Here is an 18,909-nt window from a genome sequence, read left to right as displayed (position 1 = left end):
AAAAAAAGAGTTATTGCAGCAAGCTGCAATAACTCTTTTTTATTATGAAATCGTCGAATGAGAATGCTGATAAGCAGAGCGACGCACAGCATAGTATATGCGAGGTGCGATAATAGCACCGATAATTGTAAATGCAATATCTTTTACTGCAAACCACATCATAATCATCCAAGCAGCTTTATAGCTCATATTACCGCCCATAAAGAGATTGACTGCTCCGTACATGTAAGTAGTACCGATTATATAAGTTAAAATAATTCCAGTGAAAGAGGCAATTGCAAATGTAATGAAAGTTGGTCTTTCTTTTTGTTCTACTAGTTTTCCTGATACGTAAGCAACGATAATAAAGGCGATAATAAAACCACCAGTAGGATCTAAAAGTGCTCCAAATCCAGCTTTGAAGTTAGCGAAGATTGGTGCGCCGGCTAAGCCAACGAGCATATATACAGTCATGGATAAGGCACCAAGTCTACTTCCAAGAAGAAGACCTGCTAAAATTGCGAAAAATGGTTGCATAGATAATGGGATGCCTGCTACTTGTAAGAAAGGTGCCCAAGATACAATATTTGCACCGATGGCCATAAGAGCAACGAACATGGCAGCTAATGCTAAATCTAAAACATGAAATCTTCTCATAATGTTAACCTCCTGTTGTTTTTAGGTTAACATTATCGTAGCGAAAATATTTACTTGTTGTCAATCAAAATATTTTGATAAGAAGGCTTTAAATAGTCTCTTAGCAACGTATATGGAATACGAAATTGCGGAATTCCACTTGAATAGGGAGCAATCTCATATAAAGGGAAATAAATGACGAGATTGTCTGGCTCTAAAAAGAAGTGAAATTTTTTCATACTCATTACTTTTTCAGTTGCATCAGGAAAATAAATGCTTTCATTTTGTTTAATTTGTCGTACAATCTCTGCACGGATTACATCTTTATATTTATCCTTTTGTTGAAATAAATCGTCTAAGTGCAGCACCTTTTTTTCGTTTAAATCAAATGTATTTGCCTTCCACGTATAAAGACCGTGTGCTCCGCCAGTATATTGATAGTAATTCACATATAGGCTAAGAAAAGGTGGTTTGTTTAAAGAGACTTTATAATCAACATTTGCTACGTACGGATGAAAGGGTGTACTAGATCCTGCGGTCTCTTTATAATATTTTTTTGCTTCTTTTTCTAATTTGTTTTTAAATTTGTCAGTGGATTTTTTGTAGTATAAATTGAGTTTATTTTGAAATTTAGAATCAGAAAAGTTGTGAAAAGAAGGCCTATTTATTTGATATTCTATATAAGGTTTCTTACCTTTTTGCGTTACAGTCTTAACATCGATTGTCAGGTTAGATGCTTTGGCTGTTATTGCACAATTTGGTACAATAGTCAGCAAGGAGAACATAAGCAGTAATATACAAAATTTCTGTTTCATTTAGGTGAAGCCTCCTTATATAAGTGTTATAAGTAGTTTGAAAATAAATAGGTAAAATTATACATTTAATTAAAGTAAGAGAAGGGGGAAGCGATATGGCAAAAACTTTAATGGATTCACTTGGAATTGAGTTGTTAGAGATGACAGAAGATAAGGTAGTTGCTACGATGCCTGTTGATGAGCGTACGCATCAACCGTTTGGATTTTTACATGGAGGTGCATCGGTTGCATTAGCGGAAACAGTGGCAAGTGTTGGTTCATATAATTTAATTGATCAAGAAAAATGTATTTGTTTCGGATTAGAAATTAATGCAAACCACATTCGCTCAAAGAAAGATGGAATTGTAACGGCGATCGGAACACCGATACATAGAGGACAATCGACAATGGTTTGGGATGTTCGTATTATTGATGAAAATGATGATTTACTATGTATATCAAGATGTACAGTAGCAATTAAAGAAAAACGTGAAAAGTAAAAAAGAGGCGCTCTTACGAGCAGCCTCTTTTTCTTATAATTAGAACTGGATTTTCTTCTCTAAGAAACCTTTTAGTTCGCTAATTGGCATACGAACTTGTTCCATTGTGTCACGGTCACGTACTGTAACAGCTTTGTCTTCAACTGAGTCGAAGTCGTATGTGATACAGAATGGTGTACCGATTTCGTCTTGACGACGGTAACGTTTACCGATAGAACCAGTTTCATCAAAGTCTACCATGAAGTCTTTAGCTAATTCTGCGAATACTTCAGTAGCACCTTCAGATAGCTTCTTAGATAATGGTAAGATAGCTGCTTTGTATGGTGCTAAAGCAGGGTGGAAACGAAGAACTGTACGAGAATCGTTTTCTAATTGCTCTTCTTCATATGCATCACATAAGAATGCTAATGTTACGCGGTCTGCGCCTAAAGATGGCTCGATGCAGTATGGCACGTAACGCTCATTCGTTTGTGGATCAATATAGTTAAAGTCTTCGTTTGAATGTTCCATGTGACGTTTTAAGTCGAAGTCTGTACGAGATGCAACGCCCCAAAGTTCGCCCCAACCGAATGGGAATTTGAATTCAATGTCAGTTGTTGCATTACTGTAGTGAGATAACTCTTCTTCACCGTGGTCACGAAGACGCATGCTCTCTTCAGACATACCAAGTGAAAGTAACCAGTTTTTACAAGTTTCACGCCAGAATGCAAACCACTCTAAATCTTCACCAGGCTTACAGAAGAATTCAAGTTCCATTTGTTCGAATTCACGTGTACGGAATGTGAAGTTACCAGGCGTGATTTCGTTACGGAAACTCTTACCGATTTGGCCGATACCAAATGGAAGCTTTTTACGCATAGAGCGTTGAACGTTTTTGAAGTTTACGAAAATACCTTGTGCTGTTTCAGGACGAAGGAAGATTTCGTTTGTGCTAGACTCTGTAACACCTTGGAATGTTTTGAACATTAAGTTGAACTGACGGATTTCAGTGAATTCTTCACTACCGCAATCAGGACATTTTACTTCATGTTCTTTCATTAAGTCAGCCATTTGGTCGAAAGTAAGACCGTCAACAACCATTTCGATTCCTTTTGCATCTAAAGCATCCTCAATTAATTTGTCAGCACGGTGACGAGCTTTACATTTTTTACAGTCAATCATTGGATCGTTGAAGTTACCAACGTGACCAGAAGCGATCCAAGTTTTAGGGTTCATTAAAATAGCTGCGTCTAAACCAACGTTGTGTGGAGATTCTTGAATGAATTTTTTCCACCAAGCTTTTTTAACGTTATTTTTTAATTCGATTCCAAGTGGACCGTAATCCCAAGTGTTTGCAAGACCACCGTAAATTTCAGAACCAGGGAAAACAAAACCGCGATGTTTCGCTAAGTTTACAACTTGTTCCATTGAATACATAAGAAAATCCTCCTTTTGAAAGTTAACGTATTGGCGATGACATACTCTGATACTTTGGAAACGAGCAGTATATGCTAAAAAGAACATAAAAAAACGCTCATCCCAAGGCTTATTTGCCTAGGGACGAGCGTTTGCCCGCGGTTCCACCCTAGTTGATACACAAAAGGTGCATCCACTTTATCATGTATTGCTCGGGACTGCCGTTTCCTTGCGGCTTCAGGCTTTCACTATCCCTGAATCGCTTTTTATGCAAGTACTTATAAGTCCGTCATCGCTACTTATATTAATAATAATGAACATATTCTAACACGTTCTTTTTTAAATCTCAATAGAGGAACGCGTCTATCTATGATAGAGTCTCACCTATTTTTTCATTATTTATTCCGTAATTTTGCTTAATATGCTTAATTGCTTCACGCTTACTTAATGGAGCGAGCTCATTGTTTTGAACGTATTCCCAAACAACATCCGGATTTGTTTTTGCATATTCACGAAGGACCCAGCCAATCGCTTTTTGAATGAAAAATTCTTTTGAAGAATGTAGTTGTCCAATAATCCAGAAAAGAAGTTCTTCATCCATCTTTTGTTTATATTTTAGTTGGAATAAAATAGCGGCACGTTGTAACCATATGTTATCTGATGCAATCCATTTTGGAATATAGGCAGAAATTAATTCTGGATGTTTTAAAAAGATATCGCCTAAAAATGTAGGGACGATGCTATCGACAGAGTCCCACCAAGATTTTGTGACAATCAGTTCTTCTAAGAAGGGGATATGAGTTTCGTTTATATGCTTTTTATATTTTTGCATAATATCAAGTGCGGCCGCTTGGAATTCACGTTCTGGTAAGTCCCAAAGCTCACGTATGATAATTTGGAAGTTTTTTTGATCTGGGAGAGTATGTATTTGAATGATGTCTTTTAATAATTGGCGTCTTTCCGGTGTTTGAATACCTAGAAATGGGAAGTGATTTTTCATATAACGAGCCATAGGTTCTGCTTTTTCAGGATTTTGATGAGCTGTGAAATGCTCTTGTAATGCTTTTACAAATGGATGCATAAGTGTTGCTCCTCTCTTATTCTCTTTCTTCTCTTATTATACAAAGAGTTTGGATAAATTTTAAAACATAACTTGCAATGTAATGAAATATGTTGAAAGTAGAGAGGAGAGGATAAGATGGAGGATCAAGGCGTATTAGCAGGTTTCTTTGCTCTTAGTTTTGCGTTTATTCTTGTTATATTGATTTGGGCAATTATTTCATATTTGTTAACGGCTTTTGCACTTTATTCGATGGCGAAAAATGATGGTGCAACGGACGGGGTGCTTGCGTTTATTCCGTTTTTGAATAGTAAGACATGGGGTGACTTAGCGAAAGATAAATTACCAGATTTTTTGAAAGAAGAAGCAGGGTGGAAAGTATTCGGTATATACGTTGCATGTTTTATTTTTAATTTCGTACCAATTATAAGTTTACTAGCAACAGCTGTATCGATTGTATTGTCCATTTATCTTATCTACGCTATTTTAGACAGATACGGAACGAACTCTATATTATTTACGATTATTCATGTAATCACATTTTCAGTGTTCTTACCGATTCATTTATTTATCATTCGAAATGAACCGGTCAGATATAAAGAGTAGATTTTTCTTTTTTGTTGATAAGTCGATATATTTTAGATATAAGTAAAAAAGCGCCCTGATTATCAGAGCGCTTTTTTTACTACATAAGGTAGCGTAAATAAATATAAATGTGAGAAATGATTAATGAAACGATCATAATTGGGAAACCGACTTTTAGGAAGTCCATGTAACTAAATTTATGTCCTTCGCGGCTCGCGATACCTGCAACGATTACGTTAGCAGAAGCTCCGATTAATGTTCCGTTTCCGCCCAGACAAGCACCTAGTGCTAATGCCCACCATAATACATCGATTTGTGCGTCAGATGGTGATAAGCCTAGCCCAACTGCCATATCGTTAATAAGTGGAATCATTGTTGCAACGAATGGGATGTTATCAATTGTTGCAGAGGCGATACCAGATACCCATAAAATAAGGATGGATGCGTAAGAAATATCTCCGCCTGTTATACCAATTACTTTTTGAGCTAACATTTTGATAAGACCGATATCGATAAGTCCTCCAACAAGTACGAATAGCCCTGCGAAGAAGAAGATTGTTACCCACTCTACACTTGCGAATACCTCTTCAATTTCATGTTCTTTCACACCAATTAACATAAGTACAGTAGCACCAGTTAAGGCGATAATAGCGGCATCAATATGGAAAATAGAATGAGTCATGAAACCTACAATTGTAAGTCCAAGTACCGTTAAAGATTTTTTCATTAATACTGGATCTTTAATGTATTGTTTTTCATCTAAGCTCATTAATTTTTTAACTTGTACAGGATCGGCAATTAATTGTTTACGGTACATGAAGTAAAGTATTGTTGCTGTAACTGCAATAATAATAATTACGATTGGTGCTAGATTCAATAGGAAAGCATTGAAGTCTAAATGCTTATTTGCAGAACCAATCATAATGTTAGGTGGATCACCAATTAATGTTGCTGTTCCTCCAATATTTGAAAAAATAATTTCAGAAAGTAAATAAGGAACAGGATTTACTTGCAGTATGCGCGTAATAGATAAAGTAACTGGAACAACAAGAAGTACAGTTGTAACGTTATCTAAAAATGCGGAGCCAAGCGCGGTAAGTAGGGAAAGGGAAATTAAAATTTTAATTGGATTTCCTTGTGCCCCTTTTGCTGCTTTAATGGCAACGTATTGGAAAACACCTGATTTACTCGTAATGTTCACCAAAATCATCATACCGATGAGTAGCGTAATCGTTCCCCATTCAATATGTTTCGTAAAGGCGTTATGTAAATCGACGACCCCCACAATTACCATGAATGCTGCACCGAGAAGTGCGATGACAGCGCGATTAATTTTTTCAGAAATAATAATGGCATATGTAATTAAAAAGACTGCGATAGCAAAATAATACTGCCAGTTAGCGAGTTCTTGCGTTGTTTCGTGCAAAAATCTCATCTCCTTTCATTCATTTTTCTTAGTGTGTCAAATATTAACTAGATGAAACACACATAACGTCATTATAAAGTAGAAAAACTGCGGATGTAAATGAAAGGAGAGATTTTGTCATATTTTCTGCATAGGTCATTTTTTCTTATTTTTTAAAATATTTGTGGGCATTTGACATATATATAAGATACATCCAATCTGAATATTTAAAATGGAATTAGCATTCGAGCTTGTTCGTGTAGGAGTGTCAAATAGAAAGGAATGACAAAAATGATAAGGAAGGGATCGTATGGATGAACAACGATTTTTATTTTTAGACTTTGAGTTTACGATGCCCCAGCATAGAAAGAAACCGAAAGGATTTTTTCCAGAGATTATTGAGGTAGGACTCGTTTCAGTTGCTGGCTGTAAGGTAGAAGATACGTATTCATCACATGTCAGGCCGAAAACATTTCCTTCTTTAACGGATCGATGTAAGAAGTTTTTAGGAATAAAACAAGAAGTCGTGGATAAAGGGATTTCATTTCCTGAACTCGTTAAGAAGCTTGCAGAATACGAAACGAAATGTAAACCGACAATTGTAACGTGGGGAAATATGGATATGAAAGTGCTGAAACATAATTGTGAAATGGCAGGGATAGCTTTTCCATTCTTCGGACAGTGTCGTGATTTATCGCTTGAGTATAAGAAGTTTTTTGGAGAAAGAAATCAAACAGGATTATGGAAAGCAATTGAGGCGTATGGAAAAGTAGGGACAGGGAAGCATCATTGTGCGCTTGATGATGCGATGACGACGTACAATATTTTTAAACTAGTAGAAAAAGATAAAGAGTATTTAGTAAAGCCAGCACCTCCAACATTAGGAGAACTTGTTGATTTTTCAAAAGTGTTAAAGAAAGTGAGCACACAGTAACGACCAAATTGCACATTATGTAATTTGGTCGTTTTGTTTTTTAGAGTTTGTAGTCTTTCTTTAACTGTTGTAATGTTTCTAGACTACGCTCTGCAAAAGGTGAATCATCTTCAGAAAATGAATTCATTTGAGTTTCTAATGCTAATTTTAGTGACTCGGTATAATCCGGAATTTCTCCTTCATATTTTTTCACCATTTGCTCTGGAATGTTCGTCTGTTCACGGAAAGCTAAAGCGCGTCTTTCATGGAAAAATGGTACGTCAGCTTGTTTTACGTTATGTAAGTCACCTTGCACCGGATGTTTTAAAACAGCTAATACTTTTACGACGTAACTGCCAGGGCGGCTATTTGTAACTTCGCCGATGTATTTTCCTGTTTTATAAATACCAGTAACGATTTCGCCAATTTCAAATGTTTCTCTCATATTTTTCACCTCAAGTTTATAGTAAGGAAAGTAGGAGAAGGAGTCAAAGAAATCATTTGCTTTCAGAACGCCCCTTGAGAATATGGATAGGTTCCACTATAATTTAAAATGATATAACAGAAAATTCTGATGTTTTATAAATCCTATAATAAGGAGTGTTCTATATGATGCCTTTATATTTTCCGGAAGATAAAACAGAATATATTATTCCAGGGATTGTTTGCGTTCTATTTATTATCGGTGCTATTGCCACGTGGCGTATGTTTATTCGTGTATCAAAAAGAGAAGCAGAGCGATTGCAGAAAGTTGAAGAAAAACTATTAGCTGAAAAGAAACAGTAATGCATTTTTGTATGTTTCCCTCTATGCTCGGACAATCTAAGGGCAGAATATATTTTGGAGGGAATAAAATGAAGAAACGGCTTTTTTTCAGTTGTTGTTTATTATTTCTGATGGCAGGTTGTGACCAAGGAAAGCCGAAAGAAATTGAAGTGAAATTACATAATGCTTCAGGAGATGAAGTAGGGACTGCGAAAGTAGTGCAGCAAACAAGTGGCGTGAAAATTACGATTAAAGGAGAAGGTTTCACGCCAGGACCACACGGACTACATGTACATGAAATTGGAGAGTGTAAGGCACCTCGTTTTGAATCATCCGGGAATCATTTTAATCCTGATGATAAAAAACATGGTCTTCTTAATCCGAAGGGTGCAGAAAACGGTGATTTACCGAACGTAGTTGCAGATGGTTCTGGAAAGATTAAAGCGGAAATCGATGCACCTCACATCACACTTGAAGAAGGAAAAACGACGATTCATAGAAAAGATGGAGCGTCTATTATTATTACAGAAAACCCTGATGATGGTATGACTCAACCGACAGGTAAATCAGGGGATCGAATTGCTTGTGGCGTAATTGTAAAAAAAGCATCGGATATGAAGAAAAAGTAAAAGCTACCGTGAATGGTAGCTTTCTTTGTGAAATGTAATTGAAAATATATCAGCGATTATTGGAATATATCGACTGTAACTCAAATTATATCGGCGATTATTGGAATATATCGACCGTAACTTGAAATATATCGACTTACCGACAAAATATTACAAAGGAGTCTGTCCAAGAATGATTAGGGGGACAGACTCCTTTCTTATTATGAAAACGTATGACGCAGTCTGTTTAAAATTTCTTCTAAAACAGATCGTGGACAGCCGATATTAATTCGAATATGTTCTTCGCCACCTAACCCGTATTTCTCACCAGGTTCAACAATGATTTTTCCTTTTTCCTCAAGTAATGCAGTACGCTCGTTTTGAGAAAGCTTTAGACGAGAACAATCAATCCATAATAAAAAGCTACCTTCTGGCTTCGTTACGGAAAGAGCAGGTATGTGAGTTTTAATATATTCACAAGCAAATTGAGCATTATCTTCTATATATAATCGAATTTCGTTTAGCCAATCATTACATTCTGTATAGGCACTTTGCATCGCTGTATAAGCGAAGATATTTAATCCGTGGAAGCCTTGTCTATATTGGATAGATGTAAAGGCTTGACGGAGTTTTTCATTTGGAATGATAATAATCGATGCTTGTAATCCAGCGATATTAAATGTTTTACTTGGAGCCATACAAGTAATCGTGCGAGCTGCTAATTCTTCAGATAAAGAAGCGAACGGTGTATGTCTATGATCTGCGTAAATAATATCGGAATGAATTTCATCCGCCACAACGATTACGTTATATTTAGTACATAACGATCCGAGCTGCAAAAGTTCCTCTTTCGTCCAAACGCGCCCGATTGGGTTATGAGGGCTACAAAGAAGCATGAGTTTGATTCCTTGCTGAAACTGCTTTTCTAAATGCTTGAAGTCTATCACATATGTATCATTTTGTTTCTGTAATGGACTCACGTATAACTGTCTGTTGTTTGTTGTGACCATTTCGAAAAATGGAGGATAAATAGGTGGTTGTACGAGAACGGATTCGTTTTCTTTTGTGAAAGCCTGTATGCTCGTACTAAGAGCTGGAACGATTCCGGCGCTAAAGACAATCCATTCTTTTTGAATATCCCAGTCGTATTGTTGTTTTGTCCAGTTACAAATAATATTCACAATATTTTCGGGAGGAAGTGTATAGCCAAAAATCGGATGTTCGATTCGTTGTTTTAAGGCAGTTTGAATTGGTTTTGGTACTTCAAAATCCATATCAGCAATCCAAGCATGGATAAGTTCTTCGTTTTTATATGTATCCCATTTTATACTATGCGTTCCACGTCGATTGATTGCTTTATGAAATAGTTGCATAAGTTTGCTCCCTTCTTCTGTAAAACCAATAAGTTATGAAAGTTCTCTCTCTTCTTATAGAATAGCGGATGTGATAGGATAAAGAAAAGTATTAAAAAGTGAAAAGGCGGGAAGCGAATGGGTACATATGAAAAGATGATAGAGGTTGTGAAGAATTGGGATCCGTTTCAAATGGGACCGGAGTTTTATGAAACAGAAGCGAGCGATGTCGTGAACGTCATAAGTGTGTTTGACGATCCAAAATACATCGCAAAGAAGATTCAACATATATACTTTATGTCTTTTGAGGAAGTACCTGCGCTTGAAAAATGTGAGAAATTAGCTATGGAATTACTTGTAATAAAAGAAGGTGGAAGCTGTTCATTATAGGCTGTCGGAATTTCCGACAGCCTTTTTTATATTATCCCGCTATTTTCCGGGCAGTAAGACCCCGACCTCAAAATTCAGCGGAAGCAAAGAAGTTAGGTGGGGACTGATTAAAGTTTCATTTTATTGCGCGGAAAAAGCGATAATTTCTTCATAAACATGTTCAGGCTTTTCTTCAGGTAGTAAATGTCCTGTATTTTCATAAGAAATAAATTTTGAATTCGGTAAATCTTTGTGTAGACGATGACCTACATGTACAGGGACGACGCGGTCTTTTTCACCCCAAATGAGTAGGATAGGTGTTTCGATTTTTTGTAATTCAGTTGAAGATAAGTCACCTTCACGGTCTCGTATCATGCGAGTTAAAGCGGGAAATATACGGTTGTCATAAAAAGGAGCGGAGTAACCTTTTTTCATTTCATCGTCAATTAATGAGTGATCATGAACGACATTCATTAAGTTATGAACAATGCCGCGCCGTATAATCCAGTTCTTTACGTATAAATGAAAGAACGGTAAATAAGAAGAGTATAGTAAAGGTAAGGTTGCGCGCGCTAAATAGCTCGAGCTACATAGTAAAATCGTCTTTGAAATGAGTTCAGGACGTATACGGTTTACATAGAGAGAAATTTGCCCACCCATAGAATGCCCAACTAATACAATGTTTGAGAGAGATAAATGTTCAATTAAATCAATAATAATCGTTGCTAAATTGTGATAAGAATACTTAAACAGATGAGACTTATCACTTTTTCCGAACGGTGGTAAATCAAGAGCAATGACTGTTCCTTCCTTCGCTAGTAAAGGAATGAGACGGCGGTAACTGAATGAGGAAGATAAAAAGCCGTGAACGAGTACGAAAGTAGGGCGTTCTGTTTTATTATCATGTTCATACAATTCGTAATGAACAGTAGTGCCGCGAGTGGAAAAAGTGAAATAAGGACAAGTATATTTATGATTCATTTTTTGTCACTCCATTGATTTTTGTTCATATCATCTCCAAGGAAGAAGAAAATATGTTAACAAAAAAAGGCAAGATGACGATGTCATCTTGCCTTTCGTTTATTCAGTATTACCCGCGCACAATATTAGGCGGTGTTTTTCCTTGTAATCCTGCAACTAAATTTTCAGCGGCGGTCATGGCCATTTGCTGACGAGTTTTTAATGTTGCAGATCCGATGTGCGGTAAAGTCACAACATTTTGTAATGATAAGAGTGGATTATCTTTTTGAATTGGCTCTTGTGTAAAAGTATCGATGCCTGCTGCAAAGATTTTCTTTTCTGTTAAAGCATGGATTAACGCTTCTTCATCTACTGTTTTCCCCCGAGAAGCATTAATGAAGATTGCTGTTTCTTTCATTAATGAAAATTCCTTTTCTCCGATAAGGTGATATGTTTCATCTGTTAATGGAGTAAGAAGAACAATAAAGTCAGACTGCTTCAGTAGCGTCTGTAAATCAAAATATGTAGCATCGAATTTTTGTTCAGCTTCTTCTTTACGACGGCGGTTATAGTAAAGAACATTCATATCAAATCCGAATTTTGCTCGTTTTGCAACGGCTTCTCCAATTCGGCCCATACCGATAATACCAATTGTGCTATGGTGTACATCTAGTCCGAAGTGTTCTTTTCCGATTTCAGCGTTCCATTCACCATTTTTTACGTAAGAATCGAGTTCGCAAACGCGGCGCCCAGCTGATAGCATAAGGGCGAAAACGAGATCAGCTACTGTATCATCTAATACGTATGGTGTATTCGTTCCGATAACCTTTCGATTTTTCATCGCTTGTAAATCAAAATTATCGTAACCAACAGAAATGTTGCTCACTACTTTTAAGTTAGGAGCCACTGTCAGTAATTCTTCATTAATAGCAGATCCGAAATTTAATAACCCATCTTTATCTTGTATTTTCTCTAATAGAACATCACGAGGTACTTTCTCATTTTGATCCCATTTTTCATAATCACAGTGTTCTGATAAATAGTTTTCTACAAATGTCGGAACTGGTTCAGCAATATAAATTTTTGGTTTCACGGTTCCATCCCCTTTCGCTTTATCACGCATTTTTCCGCTGATTAAAGTTTCACTTTATTTTGACATAATTCAATAGAAAAATCTTCTTTTCAAACTGGAAAGGGTATTTGTATAATTTAGACACAAACGAAAAGGAAGGATGATTTATATGGTGACAGAAAAAGAATTAGAATTATTAGCTTGTCTTGAAAAGAGTAGTCGATTATCTGTAGATACATTAGCGAAGCTGTTAAATATAGAAGTAGAAGAAGTAAAGAAGATGGTTGCGAGATTAGAAAATGAAAAGATTATTGTGGATTATGTAACACATATCGATTGGACGAAAGTGAAAGAACATACAGGTTTAACGGCAATGATCGATGTGAAAGTTACGCCAAAGCACGGCGTTGGGTTTGATGCGGTTGCTGAGCAAATTTATCGTTATTCAGAAGTGAAATCCGTTTATTTAATGTCAGGGACATATGATCTTTCTATTACATTAGAAGGTAAAACGATGGGGGAAGTAGCGATGTTTGTTTCTGAGAAATTAGCAACAATTGAATCTGTCGTTTCTACAACTACTCATTTCATTTTGAAGAAGTATAAACATGAGGGCGTTATTTATGAAAAAAACGATGATGATAAGCGAATTGTGGTGACACCATGAAGCAATTTGAACTATCTAGATCAGCAGAATCTTTAAAACCATCTGGTATTCGAAAATTTTTTGATTTAGCAGCAAATATGAAAGGTGTTATTTCCCTCGGGGTAGGAGAGCCGGATTTTGTTACCCCTTGGAATGTAAGGCAAGCATGTATTCGTTCTTTGGAACAAGGGTATACGTCATATACAGCAAATGCAGGATTATTGGAGCTCCGTCAAGAAATAGCAAAGTATCTAAAAAAACAATTTGCAGTATCTTATGATCCAAGTGATGAAATCATTGTTACAGTTGGAGCGAGCCAGGCGTTAGATGTAGCGATGCGTGCCATTATAAATCCTGATGATGAAGTGCTCATTGTTGAACCAAGCTTCGTTTCTTATGCACCACTTGTGACATTAGCTGGAGGAGTTCCGGTTCCTGTGGAGACTAAGCTAGAAAACGAGTTTAAAGTACAACCAGAACAAATTGAAGCAGCTATTACAGCGAAAACAAAGGCGATTTTACTTTGTTCACCAAATAACCCGACAGGTGCAATGCTAAATAAATTCGAGCTTGAAGAAATAGCAGTGATTGTTGAGAAGTACAATCTAATTGTATTATCTGATGAAATTTATGCAGAGCTTGTATACGACGAAGCATATACAAGTTTCGCGAGTATTAAAAATATGCGCGAGCATACGATTTTAATTTCAGGATTTTCAAAAGGATTTGCGATGACAGGATGGCGTCTCGGTATGATTGCAGCTCCTGTTCAGTTTTCAGAATTGATGCTCAAAATCCACCAATATTCCATGATGTGTGCACCGACGATGTCTCAGTTCGCAGCACTTGAAGCGTTACGTGCGGGGAATGATGAAGTAATTCGGATGAGAGATAGTTATAAGAAGCGTCGTAATTTTATGACGACATCTTTCAATGAAATGGGCTTAACGTGTCATGTGCCGGGCGGAGCATTTTATGTTTTCCCTTCTATATCTTCAACAGGATTATCTTCAGCGGAATTTGCAGAACAGTTATTGCTGGAAGAAAAAGTAGCTGTTGTCCCTGGTAGCGTATTTGGCGAAAGTGGTGAAGGGTTTATTCGTTGTTCTTATGCGACGTCGCTTGAACAACTTATGGAAGCAATGAAGAGAATGGAACGGTTTGTTGAAAATAAAAAAAGGACAAAACGTAATACGTTTTGTCCATAAAAGGGGGGGAATACTAGAAAGCCATGTGTTAGTAGTCTATCCCAATATTGGAGAATTATACTTCTTTAAGGGAAATTTTTCATGAATTTTGAATGAGTTCTGTCATAGTGGTATAATTTACTAATATAAGGTATGCGCATTCTAGATATTGTTATCTAGAATGCGTACTAACCAATCGGATATTTAAAATAAATATATCTGCTTTGCTCTCTATAATTGTAGAGAGAATGGTAAACGTATGGGAGTGTTTCATATGTCAGAACAATATACAACAGGAGTGGTTGTAACAGGGAAAGTGACTGGAATTCAAGATTACGGTGCGTTTGTAGCGTTAGATGCAGAAACACAAGGACTTGTGCATATATCTGAAATTACAAATGGATATGTAAAGGATATTCATGACTTTTTAAAGGTCGGCGATACAGTAGAAGTAAAGGTACTTTCAATTGATGAAGAGCACAGAAAAATGAGTTTATCGTTAAAAGCGGCGAAAAGAAAACAAGGAAGGATTCTTATACCGAACCCATCTGAAAACGGATTTAATACGCTGCGAGAAAAGTTGGCAGAATGGATTGAAGAGTCCGAGTTAACAAAGTAAAAGAGGAACGCATATGAGCGTTCCTCTTTTACTTTATCTTATGATATATATTTGCAAATATGATTGCATGCAATCATATTCGTATGTCGGAGGTGAAAGGACATACTGATTATCGAATTTCGTTTGTTTCTGGGTGCGTACCAAGATTTTCAGATGGTTTAAACAGTAAACCAAGGTTGATAAGCCCAGATATACCAACGATGCCGTAAATAATACGTGCAAGAGCTGAATTTTGTCCACCGAAAATGGCTGCTACTAAGTCAAACTGGAAAAAACCGATTAGTCCCCAGTTCACAGCGCCAATTACAGTAAAGACTAATGCGATACGTTGCAAAGTACTCATGAAAAAGCCCCCCTTAATTGTGAAGCATGAGCAAGCGATGAGTTAATTAACTCTTTTATAGAATAGGGTAGTTATGTTGTTTTTATACATAAAAAATGTTTGGAAAGGGATGTATATACATCTATACCGAAAAATGCGAATTTTTATGCAAAAAATGAACTTTTTCTAAAAAATATATATTGGTTACGTTTACAATTGCCTAATCGCTTGATTTACAACTTCAGTTTCGCTAAAGTGAATACAGAAATACATATCCATAATTGGAGGGAAAAAGATGAGTACACATGTAACGTTCGACTATTCTAAAGCGTTATCCTTCATCGGTGAACATGAAATCACTTATTTACGTGATGCAGTGAAAGTAACACATCACGCAATCCACGAAAAAACTGGAGCTGGGAACGATTTCCTTGGGTGGGTAGACCTTCCGCTTCAATATGACAAAGAAGAATTCGCTCGCATTCAAAAATGCGCAGAAAAAATTAAAAATGACTCTGACATTTTACTTGTTGTAGGTATTGGTGGTTCTTACCTAGGAGCACGCGCAGCAATCGAAATGTTAAACCATTCTTTCTACAACACGCTTTCTAAAGAACAACGTAAAACTCCACAAGTGCTATTTGTTGGACAAAACATTAGCTCCACTTACATGAAAGATTTAATGGACGTATTAGAAGGTAAAGACTTCTCTATTAACGTTATTTCCAAATCAGGTACAACAACAGAGCCGGCACTAGCATTCCGTATCTTCCGTAAGTTATTAGAAGAAAAGTATGGAAAAGAAGAAGCTCGCAAACGTATTTATGCAACTACAGATAAAGCGCGTGGTGCATTAAAAACATTAGCTGATAACGAAGGTTACGAAACATTTGTTATTCCAGATGATGTTGGAGGTCGTTTCTCTGTATTAACGCCAGTTGGTTTATTACCAATCGCAGTAAGTGGCTTAAATATTGAAGAGATGATGAAAGGTGCAGCTGCTGGTCATGATGACTTCGGAACATCAGAACTAGAAGAAAATCCAGCTTACCAATACGCAGTAGTTCGTAACGCTTTATACAATAAAGGAAAAACAATTGAAATGCTTGTTAACTATGAGCCAGCACTTCAATACTTCGCTGAGTGGTGGAAACAGTTATTTGGTGAAAGTGAAGGAAAAGATCAAAAAGGTATTTTCCCATCTTCAGCAAACTTCTCAACTGATTTACACTCATTAGGTCAATACGTTCAAGAAGGGCGTCGTGACTTATTTGAAACAGTTCTTAAAGTAGGTAAATCTACACATGAACTAACAATCGAATCAGAAGAAAACGATTTAGACGGATTAAACTACCTTGCTGGTGAAACTGTAGACTTCGTAAACACAAAAGCATACGAAGGTACATTACTTGCACATAGCGACGGGGGAGTACCAAACTTAATCGTAAATATTCCTGAATTAAATGAGTACACATTCGGTTACCTTGTATACTTCTTCGAAAAAGCATGTGCGATGAGCGGCTACTTATTAGGCGTGAATCCATTTGACCAACCTGGAGTAGAAGCATACAAGAAAAACATGTTTGCTTTACTTGGTAAACCAGGATTTGAAGAATTAAAAGCAGAATTAGAAGAGCGTTTAAAATAATAAAAAGCGACCGGATTCCGGTCGCTTTTTATTATTTTATCGAAAAGTCCATCAGTATATTCAAACTAAAGTGGGTATGCTAAAGGAAAAGTCTAGGAGGGATGGGCTTGATTCCGATTCAATCAAATTTAGAAGGACGTACATATGCGTTATATAAGTTAGAAGAGATTATGAAACCACTTGGATATAGCATTGGTGGTAATTGGGATTATGATAAAGGATGCTTCGATTACAAAATTGATGAAGAAGATGGGTATCAATTTTTACGAGTTCCATTTACAGCCATTGATGGAGAACTAGATGTACCAGGCGTAATAGTTCGTCTTGGAACGCCGTATATTCTTTCGCACGTATATCAAGACGAACTAGATGATAATGTGAATACTTTAACAGCTGGAACGAGTGGAATGGATCAATTTGCTGAGCCGAAAGATCCAGATGGAGATGTGAAAAGAAAATATATCAATATTGGGAAAGTGCTCATGCAAGAATTAGAGCGTCATTTTACTAATGGTGAATAACAATGAGTATGTCGCTTTCAATGAGAACAAAGGAATGAACTGGATTAATCATATATTGTTCGTCGCGCTTTATACCTAGTAAGAGAATGTTTTGCTTTAAAAGAGTATAGCTACAATTGGCAAAAGTTTGTCCGGTGCAGGACGATGGAAGCTCCATCAGTTGTAATTTATTATCAGAGATTTCGTCGTAAAGTGAAAATAGTACACCTGAAATGGAAGGGAATAAAAGAGAAGCGGTAAATACATAGCTCGTTAATTTATTTCCTTCTATAATTTCTGACACACCAGCTCTCGTTGCATTTTGTATTTGTTCAGAAGTAAGAAGTTCAGCGATGCAGTGAATGTTTGGGTTGAGCCCTTTTGCAGTTAAAATATTTAAAATGGACTGTGTATCCGCTAAGCTTTCGTTTTTTTCTTTATCAGCTGTTATTAATATGGTGTGTGCCGTTGCAATATTGGCCTTTAATAAAGTTTGATCGTGATGCGGACAACCTTTTATAAATTCTAAATGATGAAATGGTTTTGGGAGTAAAGAAAGTGTTTCATCAATTAAAACGATATCAAGGTTTGGTTGTAATACGTGCATTTGCTTTACAACATGTTTTGCGCGCTCATTCCAGCCAACGATAATCATATGACCGTTAGAAGTAGCGGCTTCTTCACCTTTAATTTTCATATATTGTTTATTAATCATTTCAGTAGCAAACAGCACCATATAATAAGAACAAAAGCCAGTTCCTAATAAAATAATACTTATACCTATTAGTTTTCCTATCGTCGTATGGGGAGAAAAGTCTCCATATCCAACTGTAAAAATGGTAACGATTGACCACCAAATTCCGTCAAACCATGTAGTGAAATGAAAAGGTTCTAATCTATGTATAAGAAAACCGGAAAAAGCAGTCAGTACAATAATAAAACAAATTAAACGAAAAATAATGGAATCACGAAATGTATCTACTAAATTCGGACGGGATTTCAATTGCCTATTCCTCCTTACTTTGTAGGATTACATTCATTGTTGCCATTATAGAAAAAAGAAAAACTCTCTAATTAAAGAGAGTTTGTTTTATGTTACATACTTTCTACTTCAGTTTGTTGGACATTTTCAAGATGCTGGAGAGCATAGTAAACATCAGCAGTATGTCTTTTTTGATCAATGGATAGTTTAAGATGTAAATAGTGAGAACCGTTTTCTAATGTTTTAAGCTTCATATTCTTAACTTTTATATCCATTTCTTTTATTTCTTCAATTACGATTGGGATATTGTCCATATTTCGTACAACAAGTTTCACAGCGATATCACGTTGACGAAATGATCTAGGGCCTACATATTTCATCGCGAGTGGTATAAGTTCGACACTAATCATAAGGAAACACATTCCGAATATCGCTTCAATATAGAATCCGGCCCCAACAGCAATACCAATACCAGAAGCACCCCAGATCATAGCGGCAGTCGTGAGCCCTGCAATGCTATCGTTGCCTCTTCTTAAAATTACGCCAGCACCTAAAAAACCAATTCCTGATACAATTTGAGCGGCAAGTCGAAGTGGATCCATATTCATATGT

Annotated in this window: 23 protein-coding genes (1 of these 23 cut by a window edge); 11 read left to right on the top strand and 12 right to left on the bottom strand. The window is 36.5% G+C overall.

Annotated features, from left to right (window positions below):
• Positions 1-42: 42 nt before the first annotated feature.
• Together V7S45_RS24385 and V7S45_RS24380 are read right to left on the bottom strand one after the other, a co-directional pair.
• Positions 43-636, bottom strand: coding sequence for a biotin transporter BioY (locus V7S45_RS24385; protein ID WP_001252150.1), 594 nt, complete (start codon positions 634-636; stop codon positions 43-45).
• Positions 637-686: 50 nt separating this feature from the next.
• A complete protein-coding gene (locus tag V7S45_RS24380; protein ID WP_000810326.1) occupies positions 687-1,430 on the bottom strand; it encodes a DUF3298 and DUF4163 domain-containing protein in 744 nt (247 codons plus the stop codon).
• A 95-nt stretch (positions 1,431-1,525) separates the two neighbouring features.
• Here V7S45_RS24380 and V7S45_RS24375 point away from each other — a divergent pair, with 95 nt between their 5' ends.
• Positions 1,526-1,909 (top strand): hotdog fold thioesterase, encoded by a 384-nt coding sequence (locus V7S45_RS24375; RefSeq protein WP_001140612.1) that lies wholly within the window; start codon positions 1,526-1,528, stop codon positions 1,907-1,909.
• Between the two features lie 39 nt (positions 1,910-1,948).
• On the opposite strand, the gene V7S45_RS24370 is transcribed toward V7S45_RS24375, so the two are convergent.
• Together V7S45_RS24370 and V7S45_RS24365 are read right to left on the bottom strand one after the other, a co-directional pair.
• The gene (locus V7S45_RS24370) at positions 1,949-3,325 is read right to left on the bottom strand and encodes a glycine--tRNA ligase (protein ID WP_000287147.1); all 1,377 of its coding nucleotides are present in this window, start codon (positions 3,323-3,325) and stop codon (positions 1,949-1,951) included.
• A gap of 346 nt (positions 3,326-3,671) precedes the next feature.
• A complete protein-coding gene (locus V7S45_RS24365; RefSeq protein ID WP_000553311.1) occupies positions 3,672-4,385 on the bottom strand; it encodes a DNA alkylation repair protein in 714 nt (237 codons plus the stop codon).
• 117 nt (positions 4,386-4,502) lie between these two features.
• Between V7S45_RS24365 and V7S45_RS24360 the strand changes: the two genes are divergently transcribed.
• Positions 4,503-4,970 (top strand): hypothetical protein, encoded by a 468-nt coding sequence (locus V7S45_RS24360; RefSeq protein WP_000390061.1) that lies wholly within the window; start codon positions 4,503-4,505, stop codon positions 4,968-4,970.
• A gap of 79 nt (positions 4,971-5,049) precedes the next feature.
• Here V7S45_RS24360 and V7S45_RS24355 read toward each other — a convergent pair whose 3' ends face one another.
• Positions 5,050-6,375 carry an ArsB/NhaD family transporter gene (locus V7S45_RS24355; RefSeq protein WP_000545209.1) on the bottom strand — a complete coding sequence of 442 codons (1,326 nt, stop codon included), beginning with the start codon at positions 6,373-6,375 and terminating at the stop codon, positions 5,050-5,052.
• A 289-nt stretch (positions 6,376-6,664) separates the two neighbouring features.
• On the opposite strand from V7S45_RS24355, the gene kapD reads away from it, so the two are divergent.
• Positions 6,665-7,288 carry a 3'-5' exonuclease KapD gene (gene kapD / locus V7S45_RS24350; RefSeq protein WP_000344356.1) on the top strand — a complete coding sequence of 208 codons (624 nt, stop codon included), beginning with the start codon at positions 6,665-6,667 and terminating at the stop codon, positions 7,286-7,288.
• A 40-nt stretch (positions 7,289-7,328) separates the two neighbouring features.
• Here kapD and V7S45_RS24345 read toward each other — a convergent pair whose 3' ends face one another.
• Positions 7,329-7,712, bottom strand: a complete 384-nt coding sequence (locus tag V7S45_RS24345; protein ID WP_001209344.1) for a kinase-associated lipoprotein B — start codon at positions 7,710-7,712, stop codon at positions 7,329-7,331.
• Between the two features lie 164 nt (positions 7,713-7,876).
• On the opposite strand from V7S45_RS24345, the gene V7S45_RS24340 reads away from it, so the two are divergent.
• The gene (locus V7S45_RS24340; RefSeq protein ID WP_000982757.1) at positions 7,877-8,053 is read left to right on the top strand and encodes a hypothetical protein; all 177 of its coding nucleotides are present in this window, start codon (positions 7,877-7,879) and stop codon (positions 8,051-8,053) included.
• A gap of 68 nt (positions 8,054-8,121) precedes the next feature.
• A complete protein-coding gene (gene sodC, locus V7S45_RS24335; protein WP_000746520.1) occupies positions 8,122-8,661 on the top strand; it encodes a superoxide dismutase [Cu-Zn] in 540 nt (179 codons plus the stop codon).
• Between the two features lie 200 nt (positions 8,662-8,861).
• Here sodC and V7S45_RS24330 read toward each other — a convergent pair whose 3' ends face one another.
• Positions 8,862-10,013, bottom strand: a complete 1,152-nt coding sequence (locus V7S45_RS24330; protein WP_342761528.1) for a MalY/PatB family protein — start codon at positions 10,011-10,013, stop codon at positions 8,862-8,864.
• A gap of 117 nt (positions 10,014-10,130) precedes the next feature.
• Here V7S45_RS24330 and V7S45_RS24325 point away from each other — a divergent pair, with 117 nt between their 5' ends.
• Positions 10,131-10,382, top strand: a complete 252-nt coding sequence (locus V7S45_RS24325) for a YugE family protein (RefSeq protein WP_000537638.1) — start codon at positions 10,131-10,133, stop codon at positions 10,380-10,382.
• Between the two features lie 120 nt (positions 10,383-10,502).
• On the opposite strand, the gene V7S45_RS24320 is transcribed toward V7S45_RS24325, so the two are convergent.
• Together V7S45_RS24320 and V7S45_RS24315 are read right to left on the bottom strand one after the other, a co-directional pair.
• Complete coding sequence (locus V7S45_RS24320) at positions 10,503-11,342, bottom strand: alpha/beta hydrolase (protein WP_001015860.1); 840 nt, start codon at positions 11,340-11,342, stop codon at positions 10,503-10,505.
• Between the two features lie 109 nt (positions 11,343-11,451).
• The gene (locus V7S45_RS24315; protein WP_025686923.1) at positions 11,452-12,444 is read right to left on the bottom strand and encodes a D-glycerate dehydrogenase; all 993 of its coding nucleotides are present in this window, start codon (positions 12,442-12,444) and stop codon (positions 11,452-11,454) included.
• 118 nt (positions 12,445-12,562) lie between these two features.
• Between V7S45_RS24315 and V7S45_RS24310 the strand changes: the two genes are divergently transcribed.
• The 3 genes from V7S45_RS24310 to yugI all read left to right on the top strand — a co-directional run bounded on the left by V7S45_RS24310 (position 12,563) and on the right by yugI (position 14,845).
• On the top strand, positions 12,563-13,060 hold the full coding sequence (locus V7S45_RS24310; protein WP_025686922.1) for an Lrp/AsnC family transcriptional regulator: 498 nt from the start codon (positions 12,563-12,565) through the stop codon (positions 13,058-13,060).
• Positions 13,057-14,247, top strand: a complete 1,191-nt coding sequence (locus V7S45_RS24305) for an aminotransferase (protein ID WP_000808536.1) — start codon at positions 13,057-13,059, stop codon at positions 14,245-14,247. The genes V7S45_RS24310 and V7S45_RS24305 overlap by 4 nt, the downstream gene beginning before the upstream one ends.
• Positions 14,248-14,500: 253 nt before the next feature.
• Positions 14,501-14,845, top strand: coding sequence for a S1 domain-containing post-transcriptional regulator GSP13 (gene yugI / locus V7S45_RS24300; protein ID WP_000003764.1), 345 nt, complete (start codon positions 14,501-14,503; stop codon positions 14,843-14,845).
• A gap of 109 nt (positions 14,846-14,954) precedes the next feature.
• On the opposite strand, the gene V7S45_RS24295 is transcribed toward yugI, so the two are convergent.
• The gene (locus V7S45_RS24295; RefSeq protein ID WP_000105788.1) at positions 14,955-15,188 is read right to left on the bottom strand and encodes a DUF378 domain-containing protein; all 234 of its coding nucleotides are present in this window, start codon (positions 15,186-15,188) and stop codon (positions 14,955-14,957) included.
• Between the two features lie 274 nt (positions 15,189-15,462).
• Between V7S45_RS24295 and V7S45_RS24290 the strand changes: the two genes are divergently transcribed.
• Entirely contained in the window at positions 15,463-16,815 is a 1,353-nt protein-coding gene (locus V7S45_RS24290) for a glucose-6-phosphate isomerase (RefSeq protein ID WP_000103654.1), read from the top strand.
• A 107-nt stretch (positions 16,816-16,922) separates the two neighbouring features.
• Complete coding sequence (locus tag V7S45_RS24285) at positions 16,923-17,336, top strand: YugN-like family protein (protein WP_000612334.1); 414 nt, start codon at positions 16,923-16,925, stop codon at positions 17,334-17,336.
• Here the strand turns inward: V7S45_RS24285 and V7S45_RS24280 are convergent.
• Entirely contained in the window at positions 17,323-18,318 is a 996-nt protein-coding gene (locus tag V7S45_RS24280) for a potassium channel family protein (protein WP_025686920.1), read from the bottom strand. The two genes, V7S45_RS24285 and V7S45_RS24280, sit on opposite strands and share 14 nt — an antisense overlap.
• Before the next feature lie 92 nt (positions 18,319-18,410).
• On the bottom strand, positions 18,411-18,909 hold the 3' portion of the coding sequence (locus V7S45_RS24275; RefSeq protein WP_060851620.1) for an MgtC/SapB family protein. Its footprint extends 182 nt past the window's final position; the window shows 499 of its 681 coding nt (coding positions 183-681); its start codon lies off the right edge, out of view; it ends in the stop codon at positions 18,411-18,413.

Origin of the sequence: Bacillus sp. BR3(2024) (assembly GCF_039134555.1) — a bacterium.
Taxonomy (GTDB): Bacteria; Bacillota; Bacilli; order Bacillales; family Bacillaceae_G; genus Bacillus_A; species Bacillus_A cereus.
The sequence above is the reverse complement of the archived record's forward strand: the minus strand, read 5'-3'. Positions and strand labels throughout refer to the sequence as shown.